The 22,552-nt window shown below is 47.7% G+C and carries 22 protein-coding genes; 9 read left to right on the top strand and 13 right to left on the bottom strand.

Annotated elements, in window-relative coordinates:
* Positions 1–24: 24 nt before the first annotated feature.
* The 5 genes from JIG40_RS15865 to JIG40_RS15845 form a co-directional block, all read right to left on the bottom strand.
* Positions 25–483: an NfeD family protein gene (locus tag JIG40_RS15865; RefSeq protein ID WP_075988765.1), complete on the bottom strand. Its 459-nt coding sequence runs from the start codon at positions 481–483 to the stop codon at positions 25–27.
* Positions 480–1,409, bottom strand: coding sequence for an SPFH domain-containing protein (locus tag JIG40_RS15860; RefSeq protein ID WP_020327981.1), 930 nt, complete (start codon positions 1,407–1,409; stop codon positions 480–482). The genes JIG40_RS15865 and JIG40_RS15860 overlap by 4 nt, the downstream gene beginning before the upstream one ends.
* A gap of 148 nt (positions 1,410–1,557) precedes the next feature.
* The gene (locus tag JIG40_RS15855; protein WP_020327980.1) at positions 1,558–2,412 is read right to left on the bottom strand and encodes a co-chaperone YbbN; all 855 of its coding nucleotides are present in this window, start codon (positions 2,410–2,412) and stop codon (positions 1,558–1,560) included.
* Between the two features lie 321 nt (positions 2,413–2,733).
* Complete coding sequence (locus JIG40_RS15850; protein WP_020327979.1) at positions 2,734–3,561, bottom strand: SDR family oxidoreductase; 828 nt, start codon at positions 3,559–3,561, stop codon at positions 2,734–2,736.
* A gap of 23 nt (positions 3,562–3,584) precedes the next feature.
* Positions 3,585–4,499: a TIGR01777 family oxidoreductase gene (locus tag JIG40_RS15845; RefSeq protein ID WP_020327978.1), complete on the bottom strand. Its 915-nt coding sequence runs from the start codon at positions 4,497–4,499 to the stop codon at positions 3,585–3,587.
* Between the two features lie 186 nt (positions 4,500–4,685).
* Here JIG40_RS15845 and JIG40_RS15840 point away from each other — a divergent pair, with 186 nt between their 5' ends.
* From JIG40_RS15840 to yfcE, 5 genes are read left to right on the top strand one after another with little or no spacing between them, the layout of a single operon-like run.
* Complete coding sequence (locus JIG40_RS15840; RefSeq protein ID WP_020327977.1) at positions 4,686–5,420, top strand: DUF1538 domain-containing protein; 735 nt, start codon at positions 4,686–4,688, stop codon at positions 5,418–5,420.
* The gene (locus tag JIG40_RS15835; protein ID WP_020327976.1) at positions 5,417–6,211 is read left to right on the top strand and encodes a DUF1538 domain-containing protein; all 795 of its coding nucleotides are present in this window, start codon (positions 5,417–5,419) and stop codon (positions 6,209–6,211) included. The genes JIG40_RS15840 and JIG40_RS15835 overlap by 4 nt, the downstream gene beginning before the upstream one ends.
* On the top strand, positions 6,201–6,551 hold the full coding sequence (locus JIG40_RS15830) for a P-II family nitrogen regulator (RefSeq protein ID WP_020327975.1): 351 nt from the start codon (positions 6,201–6,203) through the stop codon (positions 6,549–6,551). Before JIG40_RS15835 ends, JIG40_RS15830 begins: the two co-directional genes overlap by 11 nt.
* Positions 6,548–6,955 carry a CBS domain-containing protein gene (locus JIG40_RS15825; protein WP_020327974.1) on the top strand — a complete coding sequence of 136 codons (408 nt, stop codon included), beginning with the start codon at positions 6,548–6,550 and terminating at the stop codon, positions 6,953–6,955. Before JIG40_RS15830 ends, JIG40_RS15825 begins: the two co-directional genes overlap by 4 nt.
* Before the next feature lie 45 nt (positions 6,956–7,000).
* The gene (gene yfcE, locus JIG40_RS15820; protein WP_020327973.1) at positions 7,001–7,552 is read left to right on the top strand and encodes a phosphodiesterase; all 552 of its coding nucleotides are present in this window, start codon (positions 7,001–7,003) and stop codon (positions 7,550–7,552) included.
* Between the two features lie 44 nt (positions 7,553–7,596).
* Here yfcE and JIG40_RS15815 read toward each other — a convergent pair whose 3' ends face one another.
* The 3 genes from JIG40_RS15815 to JIG40_RS15805 all read right to left on the bottom strand — a co-directional run bounded on the left by JIG40_RS15815 (position 7,597) and on the right by JIG40_RS15805 (position 9,342).
* Positions 7,597–7,875, bottom strand: a complete 279-nt coding sequence (locus tag JIG40_RS15815) for a SelT/SelW/SelH family protein (protein ID WP_020327972.1) — start codon at positions 7,873–7,875, stop codon at positions 7,597–7,599.
* A 70-nt stretch (positions 7,876–7,945) separates the two neighbouring features.
* Complete coding sequence (locus JIG40_RS15810; protein ID WP_020327971.1) at positions 7,946–8,467, bottom strand: regulatory protein ToxS; 522 nt, start codon at positions 8,465–8,467, stop codon at positions 7,946–7,948.
* 11 nt (positions 8,468–8,478) lie between these two features.
* Complete coding sequence (locus tag JIG40_RS15805; protein ID WP_020327970.1) at positions 8,479–9,342, bottom strand: transcriptional regulator; 864 nt, start codon at positions 9,340–9,342, stop codon at positions 8,479–8,481.
* Positions 9,343–9,622: 280 nt separating this feature from the next.
* Here JIG40_RS15805 and htpG point away from each other — a divergent pair, with 280 nt between their 5' ends.
* The 3 genes from htpG to hemH all read left to right on the top strand — a co-directional run bounded on the left by htpG (position 9,623) and on the right by hemH (position 13,630).
* Positions 9,623–11,530 carry a molecular chaperone HtpG gene (htpG, locus tag JIG40_RS15800; protein ID WP_020327969.1) on the top strand — a complete coding sequence of 636 codons (1,908 nt, stop codon included), beginning with the start codon at positions 9,623–9,625 and terminating at the stop codon, positions 11,528–11,530.
* A gap of 309 nt (positions 11,531–11,839) precedes the next feature.
* Positions 11,840–12,484: an adenylate kinase gene (adk, locus tag JIG40_RS15795; RefSeq protein WP_020327968.1), complete on the top strand. Its 645-nt coding sequence runs from the start codon at positions 11,840–11,842 to the stop codon at positions 12,482–12,484.
* 183 nt (positions 12,485–12,667) lie between these two features.
* Complete coding sequence (gene hemH / locus JIG40_RS15790; protein WP_199465627.1) at positions 12,668–13,630, top strand: ferrochelatase; 963 nt, start codon at positions 12,668–12,670, stop codon at positions 13,628–13,630.
* A 102-nt stretch (positions 13,631–13,732) separates the two neighbouring features.
* Here the strand turns inward: hemH and dtpA are convergent, their stop codons facing one another.
* Entirely contained in the window at positions 13,733–15,217 is a 1,485-nt protein-coding gene (gene dtpA / locus JIG40_RS15785; protein ID WP_020327966.1) for a dipeptide/tripeptide permease DtpA, read from the bottom strand.
* A gap of 399 nt (positions 15,218–15,616) precedes the next feature.
* On the opposite strand from dtpA, the gene rfaH reads away from it, so the two are divergent.
* Positions 15,617–16,120, top strand: coding sequence for a transcription/translation regulatory transformer protein RfaH (gene rfaH / locus JIG40_RS15780; protein ID WP_020327965.1), 504 nt, complete (start codon positions 15,617–15,619; stop codon positions 16,118–16,120).
* Between the two features lie 65 nt (positions 16,121–16,185).
* On the opposite strand, the gene asnB is transcribed toward rfaH, so the two are convergent.
* The 4 genes from asnB to nagA all read right to left on the bottom strand — a co-directional run bounded on the left by asnB (position 16,186) and on the right by nagA (position 22,088).
* A complete protein-coding gene (asnB, locus tag JIG40_RS15775; RefSeq protein ID WP_020327964.1) occupies positions 16,186–17,850 on the bottom strand; it encodes an asparagine synthase B in 1,665 nt (554 codons plus the stop codon).
* Positions 17,851–18,068: 218 nt separating this feature from the next.
* Entirely contained in the window at positions 18,069–19,655 is a 1,587-nt protein-coding gene (locus JIG40_RS15770; protein WP_199465626.1) for a cation:proton antiporter family protein, read from the bottom strand.
* A gap of 79 nt (positions 19,656–19,734) precedes the next feature.
* Complete coding sequence (locus JIG40_RS15765; RefSeq protein WP_020327962.1) at positions 19,735–20,949, bottom strand: ROK family protein; 1,215 nt, start codon at positions 20,947–20,949, stop codon at positions 19,735–19,737.
* Between the two features lie 2 nt (positions 20,950–20,951).
* Positions 20,952–22,088, bottom strand: coding sequence for an N-acetylglucosamine-6-phosphate deacetylase (nagA, locus tag JIG40_RS15760; RefSeq protein WP_158142301.1), 1,137 nt, complete (start codon positions 22,086–22,088; stop codon positions 20,952–20,954).
* Positions 22,089–22,552: the final 464 nt, after the last annotated feature.

The raw sequence follows: 22,552 nt of genomic DNA, 5'->3' as shown, positions 1-22,552 counted from the left end.
GCCTTTTTTATTATTAAGCAGCAATCAGTTGATTTTCTTGGGCTCGACTTTCAGTATCGTTCCGTCGACATCAACGACAGTCACTCGCTGACCTGCATGCAACGGTTCTTGGCACTCTGCGAGCCAAGTTGTATCGCCCAGCGCTAGGCGAAATTGGCCCGCATCGACATCGTCTCTGACAACGGCGGTTTGCCCGATGAGCTGTTTTTGCTTCTGGTTAAGTGTTCGCCCTGCGTCGCTGCGTTTGTCATTGCTCAGTTGGCGGCGCCACCATAACCAGGTGGTAATCAGAGAGAAGGCCGCAAACGCGGACCATTGTAACTGCCAGCTGACAGGAACAACCAGCAGGATGGCGCTGACGAGCAGAGCCGACACGCCTAGCCATAAGCAGTACCCGGCTGTACCCAGCAGTTCGGCTGCCAGTAATGCAAGCCCTAGCGCCAGCCAGTGCCAGTGGTTGAGTTCGAGTAACCAGTCAATCAAAGGTCCACCTTCTTCGTACCAGATTGTTTAAACATTTCAGCGATTCCCGCAACAGAGCCCATTAAGCCAGTGGCTTCGAGTGGCAACATGATGATCTTTCCGTTTTCTGCCTGGCCGATCGATTTTAACGCTTCAGTATAGCCTTGAGCGATAAAGTAGTTGACGGCCTGCATATCGCCTTTTGCGATCGCGTTGGACACCATTTCGGTTGCTTTTGCTTCGGCCTCAGCTGCACGTTCACGCGCTTCGGCTTGCAGAATTGCAGCTTGCTTTTCACCTTCGGCACGCAGGATCTCAGACTGTTTCTGACCTTCAGCTCGCAGAATTTCTGCCTGACGAACCCCTTCTGCAGCCAGAATGGATGCCCGCTTTTCACGTTCTGCTTTCATCTGCGCATTCATTGCAGAGGTCAAATCAGCTGGTGGCTGTACATCTTTGATTTCTATACGGGTGACTTTCACGCCCCAAGGATTGGTCGCTTGGTCGACAATCGATAACAGTTTAGTGTTGATCATGTCACGCTGACTGAGCATCTCGTCGAGTTCCATCGAACCCAACACCGTACGCATATTGGTCAATGTCAGGTTACGGATCGCATTCTCCAGATCATTGACTTCATAAGCGGCTTTCGCGGCGTCGATGACTTGAACAAAACACACGGCATCAATCACTACGTTCGCGTTGTCTTTACTGATCACTTCCTGCGCGGGTATATCGAGAACTCGCTCCATCATGTTGATCTTGCGTCCAATACTGTCGATAAACGGAATGATGATGTTTAGGCCAGGTTTCAGAGAGTGGGTGTAGCGCCCAAAGCGTTCAACGGTCCAGTTATTACCTTGGGGTACGGTTTTCACTGCCGATGCGATAAATGAAATCACAACGAAGACGAATACACCAATTGCGACTAATGAATCTATTGCCATGACGTTTCCTTAGATGGTTTTTATTAATGGCTAAAGTGTGAATGATAACCGCTGGAGTCACAACGTAATGTGACCGAATCTTCGTGTTGATCCAAAAAATAAGGCAGGAATAACCTGCCTTAACTGTATGATGTAACGAATAATTTTATTAATAAAGCAACGAATAAAGCTGTCTGCGATAGCGGCTGGCTGTGCTATTGCTCTGGCCAAGCGCGTTAAGGATGTCCATAAAGATCTTCTTCATATCGCCATCAAGTGTATTCAGATCGCGCTTGAGGAACGACCACAGTAGCTCAAGAGCTTCCTCGTCACGTTGCACCTGATGATATTGAGTGGCTAATTCAATCGCTACTTTTGCGTTGGAATTGTCTTGTGCAAATGTACTTTCCAGCGCCTGAATTTCCGGGCTGTCAGCCGCTTGCTCATGCAGTTCTAGGCGGGCCACCAAACTCTTGTAGTAGCCGTCCTGGTATTCCAGTGGTATGGCGGCGAGCTCAGCTTTAGCCGCTTCGAATTGCTGGGTTGCAAGGAAGCAGTCGGCTAATGCCAGCTTCGCATCACCTTTACGTTTCCATTCATCACTCAAGGACAGAAGCAGTGGCAGCGCCTGAGCCTGCTGCTGGTTTTGAACCAGAGTCAGCGCCTGTTGCAATGTTCGTTCGTCTTGGCTTGGTAAATGGCGGTCAAGCATCTCTTGAATGGCGGCAATCGGCTGCGGGCCACCCAAACCATCGACCGGCTGGCCGTTAATGAACAGCGCGATCGTAGGCAACGCCTGAATGCCAAATTGTGCTGCGATGGCTTGCTCTTCCTGACAGTTCAATTGTGCCAGTTGGAAAGCACCGTCATATTGCTGAGTAAGCTGTTGTAGCGCTGGAATAAGTTGAGCGCTTTCGTCACTCATCGGTGCCCAGAAATAGAACAGGATGGGCGTGGAGGCCGAACGTTCTATCACTTCGCGAAAGTTGTGTTGGGTTACGTCAGTAATATGAGGTGATTGCATGATGATTCCTTGTACGCTTGCGCTTTTCTAGATAAATGGGGGCGTGATTTGAAAACACAAGGTTTGGCGGAATAAGCTGCAAACACAAAAGCCGCACGACGACGGCTTTTGTATGCTCCGTAGAGCCAGCAAGCAAAGATGTTCTATAAAATCATGAAGAGTGTCAGTGCCACACCAACACTGAGCCAATTCCATTGGTTTAATGTCATAAATCTCTTATCCAATGCAACGCTAAAGAATCAGTTAAGGTGAAGTGAAATTGTTCACTTCGAGCTTCATCATGGCATCGAAATGTTACGCATTAATGACAAAATTATAATTTTACGCTGCTTTGTTCAGCAGTTTGTCCAAAGTTCGTCCTGGAAGAAGACGTTTTAACACCGCAAAGATTTTTGTTGGTGTTGTCACGCGGTAACGCAGGCGCGGACGCGGGGATTCCAGAGCATGCAGGAGTGGCGCTAGGCAAGCTTCAGCGGGAAGAACAAACGCATTGTTGGATTTGTCATTGCCTAATCTGGCCAGCTGGGCGTGATATTGCTGAGCGTGTACAGAGTTGTCGACGGGTATCCAACGCTTGAACGCCACCAGAGCATTGGCGCGAAATTGGGTTTCAATCGGGCCGGGTTCGATTAAGCTGATGTGAATGCCGCTCTCTCGCAATTCCAGCCGAAGGGTATCTGTCCAGCCTTCAAGGGCAAACTTGGATGCGTTGTACGCGCCGCGGTATTTCATCGCGGCAAAGCCCAGAATTGAGCTGTTCTGCACTATCCGTCCGTGACCTTGCTGACGAAAGTGGGGGAGCAAAGCCGTGGTCAGGGTATGCCAGCCAAAGAAGTTGGTTTCAAACTGAGCGCGCAGAGCTTCCGTTGGTAAATCTTCTAATGCTCCCGGTTGGCCGTAAGCACCATTGTTAAACACCGCATCCAGTTTATTCGCCGAGAATGTGAGAGCTTGTTCTACGCCTGCGCGAATACTTTCCTCATCACTGAGGTCGAGTTGAATGCAGGTGAGGCCTTCAGCCTTGAGACGTTCGACGTCCTTAAGATGGCGGCAGGAAGCAATCACCTGATAGCCGCGTTGGTGGAGTTGTGTGGCGGCCATGTAGCCAATGCCGGAAGAACAGCCGGTGATTAATATTGAACGAGTCATGAAATATCCAAGTCAGAATGCGATCAAGCCTGATGTTGAAGTAAATGCTTCAGGGCGGGGTCGATTCGAGAGTAAGTGAACTGAAACCCCAGTTCCGTTAGTTTTTTTGGTTTGGCGCGAATGCTGTCAAAAAGCAATTCACTGGCTTCTCCCATCAACAGGCGAATGGCCCATTGAGGGGTAGTGAGCACGTGTGGCTTTTTGAGCGTGGCAGCTAAGCTGCGGCTGAAGATCAAATTGCTGACCGGATGTGGCGCGCACAGATTGAAGGCGCCTTGAGCATGTTCCGTTTCCAGCAGAAACACGATACCCCGCACCATGTCGCACATGTGTATCCAAGGCATATACTGTTGGCCATTGCCAATTGGGCCACCAAGACCTAATCGATAGGGCGGTAACATTTTTTTCAACGCGCCACCTTCGGGGGCCAGTACAACTCCGGTGCGAAGCAGGCATACGCGGGTGCGGTCCGACTGCGCATGGAGGGCAATCTCTTCCCAGGTTTCACACACATGATGGGAAAAGCGACTCGATTTGACCTGCAGACTTTCGTCAAACGGATGATCTTGCTGATCGCCGTAATAGCCGACGGCCGAACCGCTGATTAATACGTGAGGCGGCTTTGCACTGGCATGAATCAATTCCACCAGTTTTTCGGTCAGCTTCCAGCGGCTGTCACAAATTCGCTGCTTTTGCGCACTGGTCCAACGTTTGTCGGCAATGGGTTCACCGGCGAGATTGATGACCGCATCGAACGTATTGAGATCGTGCAGCTCTTCTAAGCTTTCCAGAAAATCGAGCCTCTCATTCTGGATATGGGCCAACTTTGCTTTGGCCTGAGCGGCATTGCGGGTTAAGACGACCAAATCATGGGTCATGAGTAGTTTTATCAGCTCTCGGCCGATAAAGCCTGTACCACCAGTGATCAATATTTTCATGTCGCCTCCTTGCTTCGCTTAAGTATAGCTGCCGCTGCCTGAGGATCAGCTTAAGGGAATCTTTGCTAAGTGCCAACATTCTGTTTTTTAACCTTTGATGACTTTTTACCCACCCCGTAAAGCGTGTCACATCACGTGGATTTATCCTTTGCCATTATAAGTGTAAGGAATTGTATCGGAGCGACTATGGCTGGGGCGTTAGCATTACTCAAAGCGATGTTGGGCAGTTTGCGTGACTTGATGCCGATTGTGCTGGTGATTGCTTTTTTCCAGCTGTTTGTGTTGCAGGAGCCGCTACCGCATTTGCTGAGCGTGCTGAGTGGATTGGTGCTGGTGGTGCTCGGGCTCACTTTTTTCATCTTTGGCCTGGAAATGGGGCTGTTTCCGATCGGAGAGTCCATGGCTCAGGCTTTTGCCCGCAAAGGTAGCTTATTCTGGTTGTTAGTGTTTGCTTTTTGCCTCGGATTCGGAACCACCATTGCGGAACCCGCGCTGACCGCGGTGGCGGAAGAAGCGGCAAAAGTTGCCTCACAAGGCGGAATGATTGCAGACACCCCTCTGGCTCGGCACGATTATGCACAAGGGTTGAGGGTGACTGTGGCGGTATCGGTGGGCCTTGCGATTGTGATTGGCGTACTGAGGATCCTGAGAGGATGGCCGATTCACTACATGATTGCGTTTGGCTATGTCGGCGTGGTGATCCTGACTGCGTTTGCGCCCGAATCGATCATCGGTATTGCCTACGATTCGGGTGGTGTCACGACATCAACCATTACCGTGCCGCTGGTGACGGCATTGGGTGTCGGGTTAGCGTCTTCGATTAAAGAGCGGAATCCGATGTTGGATGGCTTTGGCTTGATCGCGTTTGCATCGCTGTTGCCGATGATGTTCGTCATGGTATTTGGCATGGTGGTGACATGATCGACGGACAAGATTTTTTCGACACGTTACTTTCCACCATTCTGGATATTGTCCCCATCGCGGTGATTATTTTCGGCTTTCAGTTTGCGGTGCTGAGAAAACCGCTGACTAATCCCGTAAAAGTGTTGATTGGTTTTGGTTACGTGATTCTTGGCTTGTCGCTGTTTTTGCTTGGTCTGGAATTGGCGCTGTTTCCACTGGGTAAAACGATGGCGCACCAGCTGACTGACCCTGAGTTTCTTGAAGAGTTCCGACTCAGCGTCGGACAGACGTTGCAGTGGGGGGATTATTACTGGGTTTATCTGTTCGCCTTTCTGATTGGTTTCAGTACCACGATAGCCGAACCCTCCTTGATAGCGGTTGCCATCAAAGCCAATCAGGTATCCGGTGGCGCGATTCAAGTGAATGGTTTACGGATAGCGGTTGCACTGGGGGTCGCGTGTGGTATTGCTCTCGGCAGTTATCGGATTGTGGTCGGTGACCCCATTCAGTACTACATCATCGCGGGCTATATCGTGGTGGTCATTCAAACGTTTTACTCGCCGAAGCTGATTGTACCACTGGCGTACGATTCTGGTGGCGTGACCACATCGACGGTCACCGTACCGATAGTGGCAGCGTTGGGGCTGGGACTGGCGTCGACGGTACCGGGACGTAATCCGATGATTGATGGCTTTGGCCTCATCGCCTTTGCGAGTTTATTCCCGATGATGTCGGTGATGGGATATGCACAAATCACTCAATGGCTTAATCAAAAAGCGAATCTAAAGGAGCAAGATGATGAGGTTTAAACTGATACTCGCCTTTGTTGAAGACAGCAAAACTGATGTCGTGCTCGACGCCGCGCGTAATGCCGGGGCGACTGGTGCAACGGTGATCAATAACGCTCGCGGAGAGGGACTGAATAAAAAGCGCACCTTCTTTGGTTTGACGTTGGAGGTGCAGAAAGACGTGGTGCTGCTGATGGTAGAAGAGCATTTGTCGCGCCACATTCTCGAGACAATTTGTGAAGTGGGCGAGTTTGATCAGGAATCCGGGCAGGGCATCGCTATTCAAATCGACATTGAGGATGCCGTGGGAGTGGCGCATCAGGTGGCAACATTAACTAAAGTGGTCGAGGACAACCTATGAATCGTGAAGACAAAATCCATGTGCGCGACGTGATGGCAAATACCTACGTGATGGTGGACGGTTTAACCACGGTTCATGAAGGGATCTGCCTCGCGAAAAAGTACGAGGTAAAAGCCTTGATCGTCAACAAACGTCACGAAGATGACGAATTTGGCATTGTGTTGATGAACGATATCGCCAAGAAAGTGTTGGCCAAAAACCGCTCACCAAAGCGTACCAACATTTACGAAATCATGACCAAGCCAGCGCTGACGGTTTCGCCGGATATGAACGTCAAATATTGCGCGCGATTGTTTGAACGATTTGGGATCAGCCGGGCGCCAGTCATTGAACATGGTAAAGTGATTGGCATGGTCAGTTACAACAATATCGTGATCAACGGCATGGCGAGAGATGACGAATAACACCATAAACCGTACAATCTCAGGGTTTAATTCGAGAGGTGTGCAATGGAATTATTTTTTGCTTCAGATCTACACGGTTCACTGCCAGCCACCGAACGCGTCTTGCTAGCGTATCAGCAATCGGGTGCCGATACGCTGGTTTTACTGGGTGATATTCTTAATCATGGGCCGAGAAACCCCATTCCAGAAGGTTACAATCCGCCAGCTGTCGCTGAGCGGCTCAATGCATTTGCTGATCGCATTATTGCGGTGCGGGGAAATTGTGACAGTGAAGTCGACCAGATGTTACTGACGTTTCCGATGATGGCGGACTACGCCTGGGTCATTCTGGAGTCTGGGCAGCGTTTGTTTCTCACTCACGGACATCTGTACAACCAGAATAAGCTACCACCCCTTAAAGAGGGGGATGTACTGGTGCACGGACACACCCATGTGCCGGTAGCGGAAAAACAACCACATAACTACCTGTTTAATCCGGGATCCGTGACTTTTCCCCGTAATGGTTTTGCCGCCAGTTTTGGCCGTTTTCGTCACGGTATCATTGAGGTGTGCAGCTTTGATGGCGATGTCATTGCTCAAACCGATACTCGCGCGTAAAGACAATTAAGGGCACCGATGGGTGCCCTTAAAATATTCATTGCTTACTTTCGGTCTGAGTGACCAAGGTCGCGTTCGGGATCAATCAAATCGCGCACGCGTTGTTTGAGTTCTTTAGCCTCTGGAAAGCCACCGTCCTGTTTTCGTTCCCAGATTTGCACGCCGTTGCAGAAGATTTCGAATCGACCGCCAGTATCGGGATGCAAACTCACGGTTTCAATTTCTTCACTGAAAGTGTGCAGCAATTCCTGCGTGAGCCAGGTTGAACGCAACATCCAGTTGCATTGGCGGCAGTAGTAGATATCAATCTTAGCTTTATCCATGATGTCCTTCTCGTCAGTTTGCGAGCGAAAAATTCAAGCTGGATTGCTCGCAAACATCATTTCTTTGCGGTTAACCGTTACTAAACAGCACCGTCGAACCGTGATTCAGGCTGGTGAGTAGCAGCGTTTTCTCGTTCACAATGTCAATGCGACGGCTCTGTTCTGAATCCATCTTAAACAGTTGGGTGATCAGGTCGAGTTGCTGTGGCGTGAAGTCTTTGCTTTGCGTTGATGAAACGTCTTTAAATTCAGTGGGTGATACCAGCAGATAATTATCACTGACGTCCCAGTCGCCCGATTCGGAAATATTGATCACGTCCTCCGGCACCGTCTTATCAACCGCATACAGCTTGACGATCGATACTCGAACGTAAGTGCCGTTCGGCAGGTATTTGACGTTGGAAGTCATGTCCACGCGGCGTAGAGGACCGACCGAATCGTTCTGCTGCTTATTGCCAATCAGGGTGACCATTTTGGATTGCCACTCTCGCGAGGTCAGAACCTGTTCGATTTTAAGATCGCTGCCCCAGTAGAACCAAGCACTGAACGCAGCAGAGATAAACAGCAGGAAAGAGGCGAATTTACGGTTCATGGTATGACTCTTCATTGGCAAATCTTACTCACATCTTCTTGGTTAGCGAAGATTCTCAAGGTGATGTTTTCGCCTGAGAACTGAGGCGTGTGAATGTAATTCAACACCAGTTGGTTACTGTGTCCGCCCGTTGCAATGACTTCTTTGGGGGCCAGTTCGCCAGTGTGCATTTCACCATATTTTCTTACGCAGCTTTCAATCAGCGGCAGCCACGACGTGAGATCCGGGTGATTGATTGGCGTACTGACAGTCACATCGTTAAACACTGCCAAGCGTCGAAATTTAGACTGCGAAGGCGTCGTAAACAAAATGACACAAATAGGCAGTATAACGGCAACCAACAGAATCAATTTGGTGAACAGATCCATTCGTGGTTTTGGTGCCGCAGGTGTCGAGTCTACAGAAGGCGACGTCTGAGTAATAACTGCTTCAGAAACAGCAGCTTGACTGGAAAGTTCTGAAGAAGATACGGCAATTGAGTAAGACTCATCTGACAGCTCAATGGCATCAGGATCTTTACTCGCATCGGGCTGAACGCTTTCGACGGTCGCGATCAACTGATAACCACGTTTTGGAACCGTTTTCACAAACTGAGGCGACTTGGTCGAGTCTTTCAGCATTTTACGTAGGGTTGAGATGGCTTGAGTCAGGCTGGAGTCGTCGACTTCAAAACCTTGTTCACGCCAAACGAAATCGTGAAGTTCGTTGCGGGTGATTACTTCATTAGGGCGTTGAGAAAGCATTAACAGAATACGGCTTTCATTACTTCCAAGACGAACATTCTCGTTATCAGTGTCTTTGTCTACTAGCGAATTGCTCGTTGGGTCGAAAGTAAATCTATCAGCAAGAATGAACTTTGTGCCTGTGTTACTCATCGATATCTTCTTTTTAATTAGTATTAGAGCTTGGACTATCAACTACCCAGATTGTCTTCCTTGTTAACAAATTAAAATACGACTTTTGAACTGACGGGCTTTTATCTTCCTTGATAAAAATACGGATAGAGGATAATCAAAAAAAACACAAAAAACAGTGTTTTTATGGTTTTTGACCTTGAATTTACATTCGTAATCCACATGTTAATACCAAATCGATGTTCCTCATACCCCTTTTGTTCTCTGACATGGGGAACCGAAATGATGCTATGGAGTTAATATGAGCGAAACTGCAATGACAAACAAAGAAACTCGTGGTTTTCAATCTGAAGTTAAGCAACTACTTCATCTGATGATTCACTCTTTGTATTCCAACAAAGAGATCTTCCTGCGAGAGCTGATTTCCAACGCTTCCGACGCGGCAGATAAGTTACGTTTTCAAGCCCTGTCAAAACCGGAACTGTATGACGGTGACGCAGACTTGGGTGTAAAGCTGTCGTTTGATACGGACGCCAATACCATCACTATCTCTGATAACGGTATTGGTATGAGTCGTGAAGACGTCATTGAACATTTGGGTACCATTGCCAAGTCAGGTACGGCTGAATTTTTCTCAAAATTATCTGAAGAACAGTCAAAAGATTCGCAGCTGATCGGTCAGTTTGGTGTAGGTTTCTACTCCGCATTCATCGTGGCCGACGCGGTCACTGTCCGCACACGTGCCGCTGGTTTAACGGCTGATGAAGGCGTGCAATGGTACTCCAAAGGTGAAGGTGAGTACACCGTTGAAACGATTACCAAGGCCAATCGTGGTACCGATATCATTCTTCATCTGCGTGATGAAGGAAAAGAGTTTCTGTCCGAATGGCGTCTGCGCGATGTGATTTCTAAGTACTCTGATCACATTGGGATACCGGTTTATATTCAGTCAAATGTACTGGATGACGACGGTAAAGAGAGTGGCGAGACCAAGTGGGAACAGATCAACAAAGCGCAAGCGCTGTGGACTCGTTCCAAATCAGAAATCAGTGACGAAGAGTACCAAGAGTTCTACAAACACGTCTCTCACGACTTCGCTGAACCGCTGGCTTGGAGCCACAACAAGGTTGAAGGTAAAAACGATTACACCAGCTTGTTGTACATTCCGGCGAAAGCGCCGTGGGATATGTACAACCGTGATCATAAACATGGCTTGAAACTTTACGTGCAGCGCGTATTCATCATGGATGACGCTGAGCAGTTCATGCCTTCTTACCTGCGTTTCGTACGTGGCCTGATTGACTCGAACGATTTACCGCTCAACGTGTCGCGTGAGATCTTGCAAGACAACAAAATCACGCAATCGCTGCGCAACGCTTGTACCAAACGAGTTCTGACCATGCTGGAGCGTATGGCCTCGAACGATGAAGAGAAATACCTCAGCTTCTGGAAAGAGTTCGGTCTGGTACTGAAAGAGGGCCCGGCGGAAGACTTCGCCAACCGCGAGAAAGTGGCTGGTCTGCTGCGCTTTGCATCGACACATAACGATGCGGCTGAACAAAGTGTCGGATTGAATGCCTATGTTGAACGCATGAAAGAAGGCCAGGACAAGATTTACTATCTGACTGCCGACAGTTATGCCGCAGCGAAAAACAGCCCTCACTTAGAGCAGTTTAAAGCCAAAGGCATTGAAGTGATCCTGATGTACGATCGCATCGATGAGTGGCTGATGAACTACTTGACCGAGTTTGATGGCAAACATTTCCAGTCCATCACCAAAGCGGGCTTGGATCTGAGCAAGTTTGAAGACGAAGCGGAAAAAGAGAAACACAAAGAAACCGAACAGGAATTTAAATCCGTTGTTGAACGTGTGAAAGAGTATCTCGGCGAGCGGGTTAAAGACGTGCGTACCACGTTCAAGTTGGCATCGACACCTGCGGTGGTGGTCACTGATGACTTTGAAATGGGGACTCAGATGGCCAAACTGTTGGCTGCCGCTGGTCAGGCGGTTCCGGAAGTGAAATACATTCTGGAGATCAACCCAGAACATGCGATGGTGAAACGCATGGCTGATGAACCAGACCAGCAAGCGTTTGGCCGTTGGGTTGAGGTCCTACTGGGGCAAGCGATGCTGGCTGAACGAGGCTCAATGGAAGACCCGTCGCAGTTTGTTACCGCGATCAACCAGCTTTTGACTAAGGTGGAATAATTCCGTGAAAAAGCTCGCCTTGTGCGAGCTTTTTTCTTGAAGCATGAACGACGTGGTGTGAAGTTGCGCGCCCTTTCATGCAAACGCAGAGAAATTTCACTCAGGTTGGCATTCTTTAGTCTTAGACTCGTCAGACAATCGTTTTTCTGTGATAGAATCGCAAACTTGAATGTCACTACCAACACGTGTATTTTGCACGCCAGTTTGCTTGAGCAGACTGTATTGGTCTCCTTATACCGAAACTTACCGTCTCGAAACAGAGGGAACTGTGAGCTTCGGTATAAATATCATTTCTTAAGAGGATTAAACATGCGCATCATTCTTCTAGGTGCTCCAGGTGCAGGTAAAGGCACACAAGCTCAATTCATCATGGAGAAATACGGTATTCCACAAATCTCTACTGGTGACATGCTGCGTGCGGCGATCAAAGCGGGTACAGAGCTTGGCAAACAAGCAAAAGCTGTTATCGACGCAGGTCAGCTAGTTTCTGATGAAATCATTCTGGGCCTGATCAAAGAGCGTATTGCTGAAGAAGATTGCAAACAGGGTTTCCTACTGGATGGCTTCCCACGCACGATCCCACAAGCAGACGGCCTGAAAGAGATGGGCGTAAACGTGGATTACGTGATTGAATTCGACGTTGCTGATGATGTTATCGTTGAGCGTATGGCGGGCCGTCGTGCTCACCTGGCTTCTGGTCGTACTTACCACGTTGTTTACAACCCACCAAAAGTGGAAGGTAAAGACGACGTAACGGGTGAAGATCTGGTTGTTCGTGATGACGACAAAGAAGAAACCGTTCGTGCACGTCTGGACGTATACCACACTCAAACAGCACCACTGATCGAATACTACGGTAAAGAAGCGGCGGCGGGTAACACGACTTACCTGAAGTTTGACGGCACCAAGCAGGTTGCTGAAGTGAGTGCTGATATCGAGAAGGCATTAGCATAATAGATAATACCTATTATCAAAATTTTTAAGAATTTTGTTATAGTTAAGCGGCCGTAAGGTCGCTTTTTTTATGAACTTTTTCCGCGGATTTCGCGTACAACGACCGTGTTTTGCCTTGGTGGCAGACAATGTCTTACGCTCTGCGTGCTCAAGCCGCAGCTAAAAACAACTCGACAGGAAGCTATGCAAAAAAACAAAAAATACGGTGTCTTGTTAGCCAATCTTGGCACCCCGGAAGCGCCGACTGCGCCTGCTGTTAAACGGTTTCTCGGTGAATTTCTCCATGATCATCGCGTGGTAGATATGAGTCGTTGGCTGTGGTGCCCGATTTTGCACGGTATCATTCTGCCTATTCGCTCGCCTAAAGTTGCCAAGCTTTATCAAAGCATCTGGATGGAGGAGGGATCGCCGCTGATGGTCTACTCCAAGCGCCAGCAAGCGGGTCTGAAACAACTGCTAAACGTGCCCGTCGAACTGGGTATGACTTACGGTGCACCAAGCTTGCAAAGTGGGGTAGAACGTCTGCAACAACAAGGGGTGGAATCCATCATTGTGTTGCCGCTCTATCCACAGTATTCCGGTACCACCACAGCTGCCGTGTTTGATGGTCTGGCGAAGGCAATGAAGAAGGTCTCGTTGGTACCAGAGCTGCATTTTGTGCGTGACTATCATAATCATCCGCTTTACATCCGTGCATTGGCAGAAAAGGTGCGCCAGTCGTGGGAGGAAAATGGTCAGGGAGACCTGTTGGTTTGTTCTTATCACGGTATCCCTAAACGTTATGCGGACAATGGTGACATCTATCCGCTGCACTGTGCTGAAACCACCCGATTGTTGGCTGCAGAGTTAGGGCTGGCGGATGATAAAGTTATGATGACTTACCAGTCTCAGTTCGGGAAGGAAGAGTGGTTACAACCTTATACGGATAAAACGATGGAAGCCTTACCCGCCAAGGGGATCAAAAAACTGGATATTCTCTGCCCAGCATTTTCGGTGGATTGTCTGGAAACTCTCGAAGAAATCTCTGAACAAAATCAGGAGATTTTCCTGCATGCAGGCGGAGAAGCTTTCCACTACATCGAGTGTCTTAACGCTTCAGCCAGCCATATTCAGATGATGGCTAAGCTGGTGGAAGAAATGATCTAGAGCGCTAACTTCAAGTAAAACCCGTCGTGAAAATCGATACGAATAAAAAAGCCTCAGCAGTTGCTGAGGCTTTTTAGCAAGATAAGAGGCTTATCAGCGAGATTACGCTTGCGCTGTTTCCAGAGCAGTTTCGTTTTCACCGCGGCAGATTTTCGCCAGCTTTGGTGCAATCAGGAAAGTAATCACAGTGATTGCAGCCGTTGCGTAACCAATCTTACCGAACACGTCGCCATAAATAGCCAAAGACTCAGTTGATGACGCAATGTGCGAAGGTACTGATGTCAGACTTGCTACCCAACCCGCGATCACAGCAGCGGTTGCTGAGGTCAGGAACCACATGCCCATCGCAAACCCCATCATACGTTGTGGGACCAATTGAGCGACCATAGCCAGACCTAAACCGGAAACCAGTAGTTCGCCAATAGATTGGAATGCGTAGCACAGGATCAACCAGTTCGAACTGATGATGCCATCTGTATTGGCAAAGTTAGCTCCCCAAGACAGGATTAGGAATGACAGCGCACACAAGCCCATACCGATAGCGAATTTGAATGGCATTGCCAGACGGTCACCCAGTTTGCCGTATATCATCGCAAGTACCGGGCTGGCCAGCATGATCCAGAATGGGTTCAGTGCCTGGAATTGCTCTGGTTCAACATTAAAGCCGAGAATATCGTGGCTTACGTTGTGAATCGCAAAGAAGTTCAGTGATGTTGGCATCTGGAAGTAGAGTACGAAAAACACAATACCTTGCAGCATCAATACAAATGCAACCAGCATTTTCTGGCGTTCTAGACCTGTGATAGAGAACGCTTCCTTAAAGTAGAAGCTAACGATGGTCAGGCCAGCAATAACCAGGATGCCGTGTGCCAGCGATAGGTTTTGTAGGAGGTAACTACATACAAAGCTTGCGATGATTGAGCCGATGATTACTGCCAGCAAGTAGCTTTTGTTCACTGGTTTCAGGTCAGCCGGAGAGCCGACACTTTTCAGCATACCTTGGCAAATGATGAAGTTGACGGCTGTGATTGCCAGACCAATGGCACTCACACCAAATGCCAGGCCGTAACCTGCACGTTCTGCCACGATTGGAGTGATGATCATCGAGAAGAATGAACCCAAGTTGATCGCCATGTAATACATGGTGAAGGCGCCATCGAGACGAGGGTCGTTTTCAGGATAAACTTTGGCCAGCAGACTTGAAGGGTTCGCTTTGAACAGGCCGTTACCAACAGTGATAAAGCCCATTGCGATGTAAATCAGAGTTTCGCCGCCGAAATGGTCTTTGGTGGTCGACATACCCAGTAAGACGTAACCGATCATCAGAATAATGGCACCCAGCGTGATTGCTCGTTTGGTACCAATCACTTTATCGCCGATCCAGCCACCCGCCGCTACGAAGCCATAAACTAAAGCGGAAAATGCACCGAAGAGGACAAATGATGATGACTCATTCATACCCAGAATTTTTACTAGGTAAACGGTCAGGATGGCTTGCATCCCGTAAAAACCGAAACGTTCCCAGAATTCGATAGAAAAAATCAGATAGAATGATTTAGGTTGCTTGAATATATTCAAGTCAGACATAAAGAGCTTCCTGTAATCAACCTTATCTTGGCGACTCCACGCGTCTTTAGTTCGAGATAAACAAGGAGTGCCTATTAAGATAGAGGTGTATGTTATAAATTCTCGTTAAGAGTATTATTTTGGTTAATGTAATGCATTGAAGTTTTTTATTTGGCAGTTACGTATACATCCAAGATGATAAAGCTGCAATAGCGTCATTTGGTTGTTTTATGAACTGTTTTATCTAACTGATTGAAATGCAAAGTGTTACGCGTAGATGATGAAGTTAACTTTTTGTGAAATCTAAAATTTCATATTTGGTTACACTTTGCTTTTACGATGTTACAAATTCATATATTGGTATTAAGTAGTGATTTTCGGCTAAAAATCGCGACCAATTGGAAAAAGAGTTGATAAGAAATGAAACGTTGGTATTTGCTGTACTGTAAACGAGGTGAACAATTAAGAGCAAAAATGCACCTTGAAAATCAGGGAGTAGAGTGTTTTTACCCAGAGATCGAAGTGGAGAAGATTCGTCGTGGCAAGCGTCAGACGGTTAAAGAGCCGCTGTTTCCATCTTATATGTTTGTGCGGTTTGACTTTAATGTTGGGCCGAGTTTTACAACTGTCCGCTCAACTCGTGGCGTCTCCGATTTCATTCGCTTCGGCTCTGAACCCAAAGAGCTGCAAGGCGATCTGATTTATGACCTTAAGCAGTTAGAGTCTTCGTCGAAGAGTGAAACACCGAGTGTTGAGCTGCCAAAACCAGGTCAAGAAATCGAAGTGAAAGGTGGGCAATTCTGTGGCTTGAAGGCAATTTATCAGGAACCGGATGGTGAAACCCGTTCTATCATGCTGGTCAAAATGATTAGCCAGCCTGTCGCTTTGAGTATCGATAACAAACATCTCGATTTTAAAAAGTAGCGGGCAGTTGTTGGTATTTGACAAATGATTGAACGAAAAAAGGCGCTCAAGGCGCCTTTTTATTCTTAGTATGCTTCGTTGTGGACGGCTTTCACTGCTCGACCTGATGGGTCGATACAGTTTTTGAAAGATTCATCCCACTCGATTGCTTTTGCCGATGAACACGCGACTGAAGGGCCTCCTGGTACACAGCGCGCCGCTGATTCCAGTGGGAACAATTCTTCAAAAATTTCGCGGTACACGTAACCTTCTTTGGTGGTTGGCGTGTTGTAAGGGAAGCGGAATTTCGCTGTTTCCATCTGTTGATCAGTCACTTTCGCTTCTGCCGTGGCTTTTAGAGTATCAATCCAGTTGTAGCCTACGCCATCAGAGAACTGCTCTTTCTGACGCCACGCGATGGAATCTGGTAGATAGTGTTGGAAGCATTCACGCAGAATGTGTTTTTCCATTTTTCCGTTGCCACACATTTTGTCTGCTGGGTTCAGGCGCATTGCAACGTCGATGAACTCTTTATCCAGGAATGGCACACGACCTTCCACCCCCCAGGCCGCCAGAGATTTGTTTGCACGGGCGCAGTCAAACATATTCAGAGCCAGCAGTTTACGCACTGTCTCTTCGTGGAACTCTTTCGCGTTTGGTGCTTTGTGGAAGTATAGGTAACCACCGAAGATTTCGTCTGCACCTTCACCGGAGAGTACCATTTTGATCCCCATAGCTTTGATCTTGCGGCCCATCAGGAACATTGGCGTAGACGCACGGATTGTCGTTACATCATAGGTTTCGATGTGGTAGATCACGTCGCGAATCGCATCCAGACCTTCCTGAACGGTGTACGTCATTTCATGGTGAACCGTGCCTAGTTTATCTGCGACTTCACGCGCGGCCTTCAGGTCAGGCGCGCCTTCAAGACCGATAGCAAACGAGTGCAGTTGTGGCCACCATGCTGCGGATTTCTCATCATCTTCGATACGCATTGCCGCAAAACGTTTTGCGATTGCTGATGTGATCGATGAGTCTAGGCCACCAGATAACAGTACGCCGTAAGGTACGTCGGTCATCAGCTGACGTTTTACCGCATCTTCCAACGCCTTGGTCAGTTCTTCTTTACTGCTGACGTTGTCTTTGACTGCGTCAAATTCGTTCCAATCACGGGTGTAGTAGCGTTTGGGTTCCGCATCTTTTGAGCTGTATGAACAGCCTGGAGGAAATTCGCTGATGGTTTTACATACTGGAACCAGAGCCTTCATTTCTGAAGCCACATAGTAGTTGCCGTGTTCATCGTGACCTTGGTACAGTGGAATGATACCGATGTGGTCGCGACCAACCAGATACTCGTCTTTTTCTTCGTCGTACAGAACGAAAGCAAAGATACCGTTTAGCTCTTCCAGCAAGTCTGCGCCTTTATCCTGATACAGGGCCAGAATCACTTCACAGTCAGAATCGGTCTGAAATTCATACTTACCCGCGTAGCGGGCACGGATTTCTTTGTGGTTGTAGATCTCGCCGTTCACTGCAAGGATAAGTTTTCTATCTGGGCTATAAAGAGGTTGCGCGCCACTATTCAGGCCTACGATGGCCAGACGTTCATGAGCAAGAATTGCGCGGTCTGATGCGTAGATACCTGACCAGTCCGGGCCACGGTGACGAAGTTTTTTAGACATTTCCAAAGCCACAGGGCGAAGTGTGGCGGCGTCACTTTTAATGTCTAAAATACCGAAGATAGAACACATACAACTTTCCTTAATTAGACGACTTTGAATCAGATGACTTCAATTTGCCACTTTGATTAAAAAAGGCAACCCATAAGTATTAAAAAGTTTAAAGAAAAGTCCTTGTGGTGAATTTTATTTAATTTATAAACTAAATTGGTGAATGACGTTTAGTTTTTGGTGAAAAAGACAGCAAAACAGATGAAAAAAAGGAGCTTAAGCTCCTTTTTTCTTAATTATCAATAGCGGATGAATGTTGGTTTTAACTGTTCGCATACGTGGCGAGCAAAGCCAGTACCTGCCTCACTGTAGATGTTGAACGCAGCGTGCGCTCCTTCTTCGATCAGATTTTCCATTTGGTCAGGATACTCGGCAATCGCTGCTATCTGACCTTTAAAATAGCGTTTTTTAAGCAGTGAAAGTGCAATCTGGTTTGCCTGATGATGAGGCATTGCCAATAACACCATTTTCACCTGACCTGTATCCAGAATTCGTTCCCAAAAATCAGGGTCAGTCGCATCGCCGCTAATGACGTTGCGCCCCTCTTCACGATGTCCCTGAGCCGCGTCTTCGCGCAGTTCCACACCGAGAGATATCGGTCCATATCGGTGATGTAGCTCTTCATAAGCACCAGTACCGATACGCCCCATACCGAGAATCAATACCTGTGCCTTACCTGGATTGATCAGCTTGTCGCGTTGATGGAGCTCATCAGGAAGATACTCATGAAACCAATGCGAAGAACGCTGATAAATTGCGTGGCCTTTACGTCCGAGTGGGGCTGCCAGAATAAACGACAGCGAGACAGAGATCGCCAGTGCGACCAGAATGTCGCCGGGTAACCACCCCATCTTAAACGCCAGTCCGCCGACAATCAGACCAAACTCACTGAAGTTAAACAGTGACAGGGAGGCCAAGAGCGAGGTTCGCACTCTGAAATGGAACTTGTTGATCACCCAGAAGTACAACGCCCCTTTGATCGGTAGCAGAATGAGGAGCAATAGCGCCAGCACGAAGCCAGTCGGTGTTGGCTCTTCAGACAAACCGATATTGAGGAAGAAGCAAACCAGAAACAGCTCCTTGAGATTGAACAAGGCTTTGGACAATTCGGACGCTTTGCGATGTTTGGCAAGCATTAGGCCGAGAATCAACGCCCCTAAGTCAGGTTTCATACCTACCAGTTCGAATGATCCCGCGCCCACCACGAGGGCAAGGAAAATACCGAGCAGGATCAGCATTTCGCCGTGGCCTACCCAATCAAGAAGCTCGAATAACAACGGGCGAAGGAATGGCAGAATGAATAATCCGACCGCGTACCATTCAGGCAATTTTCCCGTCGAAGCGGTGAGGAATATGACGGCAAAAATATCCTGCATGACCAGAATACCTATCGCTAGCGTGCCATAGGTTGAATTCATTTCTCCCTTTTCTTGCAACGACTTTACTGCAAATACGGTGCTGGAGAAGGAAAGTGCAAAGCCGAGCAATAGTAAACTGCTGAAAGGAACAGAACTCAGGCTATCGAGGCCAAGGAACTTAAACGCAACTAGAGCGAGTGTAAAGACCGCAGTTGAAACGATATTGTGAATCGTTGCACCCGCCCATATCTCTTTTTCGAGCAGCGTTTTGATGTCCAGTTTTAAGCCGATAGTGAACAACATCAGCGTCACACCGAGATCTGCGAGCATCGAGATCGTTTCGTTAGACTCGAAGCCGTAAAGTTTCAGTCCGAAACCAGCAATCAGGAATCCGACCAACGGAGGTAAATGAAGTTTGAGCGCAACGAAGCCAACGATGAACGCAGCAGATATAAAAATCAGATCCATAATGTTTCTTATATTTTTGTAATAAAAAGGGCCGTATCTTCATAGAGATACGGCCCAATATTATAGAACAATCGCCTGATTAATCTTCAAGCAATTTTTGTAACAGGACTCCATTCAGCATGGCGCGTTTTATCATTGCAAACGCGCTGATGGTTGGCTGCTTGTCGATTTGCGATGTTACGATCGGCAAATGGCGATGGAATGTTTTCAGCGACTGATTTTCCACATTGCGCAAAATGGCCGGAAAGATGATGTCCGGAGAATCGGTAATCTGGCCGGCAATGACAATTTTCTGAGGGTTGAACAGGTTAATTGTAATCGCAATTGCTTTACCCAGTTGGTTGCCGACACGAACTAAAGCTTGCTTGGCCAACTCATCGCCGTCATTAGCATGCTGACAAATATCTTCAATAGTGATGGCTTTCAGTTCGGATAAGCTCGATTCGTAACCTTGAGCGATGAGTTTCTTTACGCGTGAAACGATAGCTGGGTTGGTTGCCACGGTCTCAAGGCAGCCAAAATTACCACACTGACACTGTTCACCAAGTGGATCGATCTGAATGTGACCAATCTCCCCAACGTTGCGATTGGACCCAAGAAACACCTGGCCGTTCACAATAATCCCTGCGCCAGTACCGCGATGGACGCTGACCAGAATCGAGTCCTGACAATCTTGGCTGGCACCAAAATAATGCTCGGCTAACGCCATTCCACGTACGTCGTTGCCGACAAAACATTCAACATGAAATTGTTCACGAATAATGTCGCCTAATGCCAGTGCGTCCACATCGACGTTTGGAATGTATTCCACAACACCAGTTTCAGGGTTGACCAGACCAGGCAATGCGATACCAATAGCAATCAACTGGTCGATAAGCTGGCTTTGCTGGGCAATGAAATCTTTGAGGTGACTAACCAGGCCTTCGATAAGCTGAGGCTGGTTAGTGTAGTGAAACTCATAGGAAGCAAACGCCAGCTCTTTTCCACCAAGATTGAAAAGGCTGAGTTGAATGTAATCGCGGCCAAGACGCACAGCGACCGAATGAAAAGGTTCAACTTCCGTGGTCAGAGAGATGGCTCTGCGGCCCCCTGTGGAAGCTTGTTGGGCGACCTCTTTGATGAGGCCGCGTTCAAGAAGTTGGCGGGTAATTTTAGTCACACTGGCCGGAGCGAGCTGACTTACATCGGCAACCTGGATTCGAGAAATTGGCCCCTGTTGGTCAATTAATCGATAAACCGCAGCGCTATTTAGCTGCTTAACTAGATCTACGTTACCTATTTGTCCGCCATTCATTATTACTTTTGCTCGTATTGTCCGTTAACCACAGTCGCTTTCACGTTGAAGTTACGGTCAAAAACCGTGAGGTTGGCGATCATGCCTTTTTTGACACGACCCAGTTTATGAGCAACCCCAATTGCTTTTGCTGGATACAAAGTAGCCATCCGTAGAGCTTCATCTAAAGCGATGCCGACATGCTCAACCGTGTTTTGAACTGCTTCAATCATGGTAAGGGCTGAGCCGCCAAGCGTGCCATTTTCATCAACACACTTGCCATCTCGGTAATATACTTTCTTACCGACAAAAATAAAGTAATCCATTTCAGCGCCTGCAGGAGCTGTGGCATCGGTCACTAATACGAGCTTTTCGCCCTTAATTTTGTGCGCAATTCGAATGTTGGCGTAATCAACATGGAAACCGTCTGCGATGACGCCAGTGTAAACATCCGGAGTATCGTAAATGGCACCAACAACTCCCGGTTCACGACCGGCCATCGGGGTCATTGCATTGAACAGGTGAGTGGCAAATGTAATACCAGCTTCGAAGCCTTGACGGGCTTCTGCATAAGTGGCGTTGGTGTGACCGATGGAAACGACAATACCAGCTTTAGCGAGCTTCTCAATGTGCTCCGCTTTATTGTTTTCTGGTGCCAACGTGACTTTAGTTACCACGTCGCTGTTGTCACAGATGAAGTCGATCATGGCATCATCAGAGGTGCGGATAAAGTCGACGCAGTGAATGCCTTTCTTCATGACATTCAGATAAGGACCTTCCAAGTGCAAACCCAGAGAATGATTCTGGTACTTTTGCTGATATTCACGCTGGGCAGCGACAGCTTGTCGCATGTTTTCATCAGACGAAGTAATCAACGTAGGCAAAAAGCTAGTACAACCAGACTTTAAGTTGGCCTCGTGCATGATGTGGATGGTTTCAGCTGTTATTTCATCGTTGAACATAACACCGCCACAGCCATTCAACTGGACATCGATAAAGCCTGGGCTCACGTTTGCGCCATTAAGATCAACGGTTTTGAGATTTTCAGGCAGTTGCTCGATGGGACATACGGCTTGAATTAAGTCGCCATCCACAATGACAGCATGTTCGGTCAACACGTCGTTACCTGTGTAGATTTTGCAGTTAGTTAGCGCGTACATATCAGCTAATCCTTATCTATCGAGATTTTATCAATTTATTTGGCGACATCAGGTCAGCGAAGGCGTGCAGGGCAAAACTTTCTTTGCTGACTTCAATTAGGTCGCGAATTATCTTTGGGGCAAACGGCCACAAATATCGTGGCTAAAAATAAGTACTAAACAGCGTTACTACTCAAGGACTTTGTAAGTCGTGGTCACACTCAGTGTTGCCGCTAAGTATAGCCTAATATCCTCGTCGTTAGCGTAACAAACCACGAGATAGTATCGTTATTTTTATGTTTTTTTATATTGTAAAATAAGTTTTATGATCTCGCTAGCAAAATAGTCGAATTTTGACCATTTCTGGTGATTATGATCACAATTGATAAGGTTTTAATTTGCGGAGCAAAATTAATGTCATACACTGACTATGACTAAATTGAGCGACTAAAATAAGTCGCCCGGTCCAAATATACCAAAATCCT

It is taken from the genome of Vibrio sp. bablab_jr001 (genome assembly GCF_016464285.1).
In the GTDB taxonomy this organism is placed as follows: domain Bacteria; phylum Pseudomonadota; class Gammaproteobacteria; order Enterobacterales; family Vibrionaceae; genus Vibrio; species Vibrio fluvialis.
The sequence above is the reverse complement of the archived record's forward strand: the minus strand, read 5'-3'. Positions and strand labels throughout refer to the sequence as shown.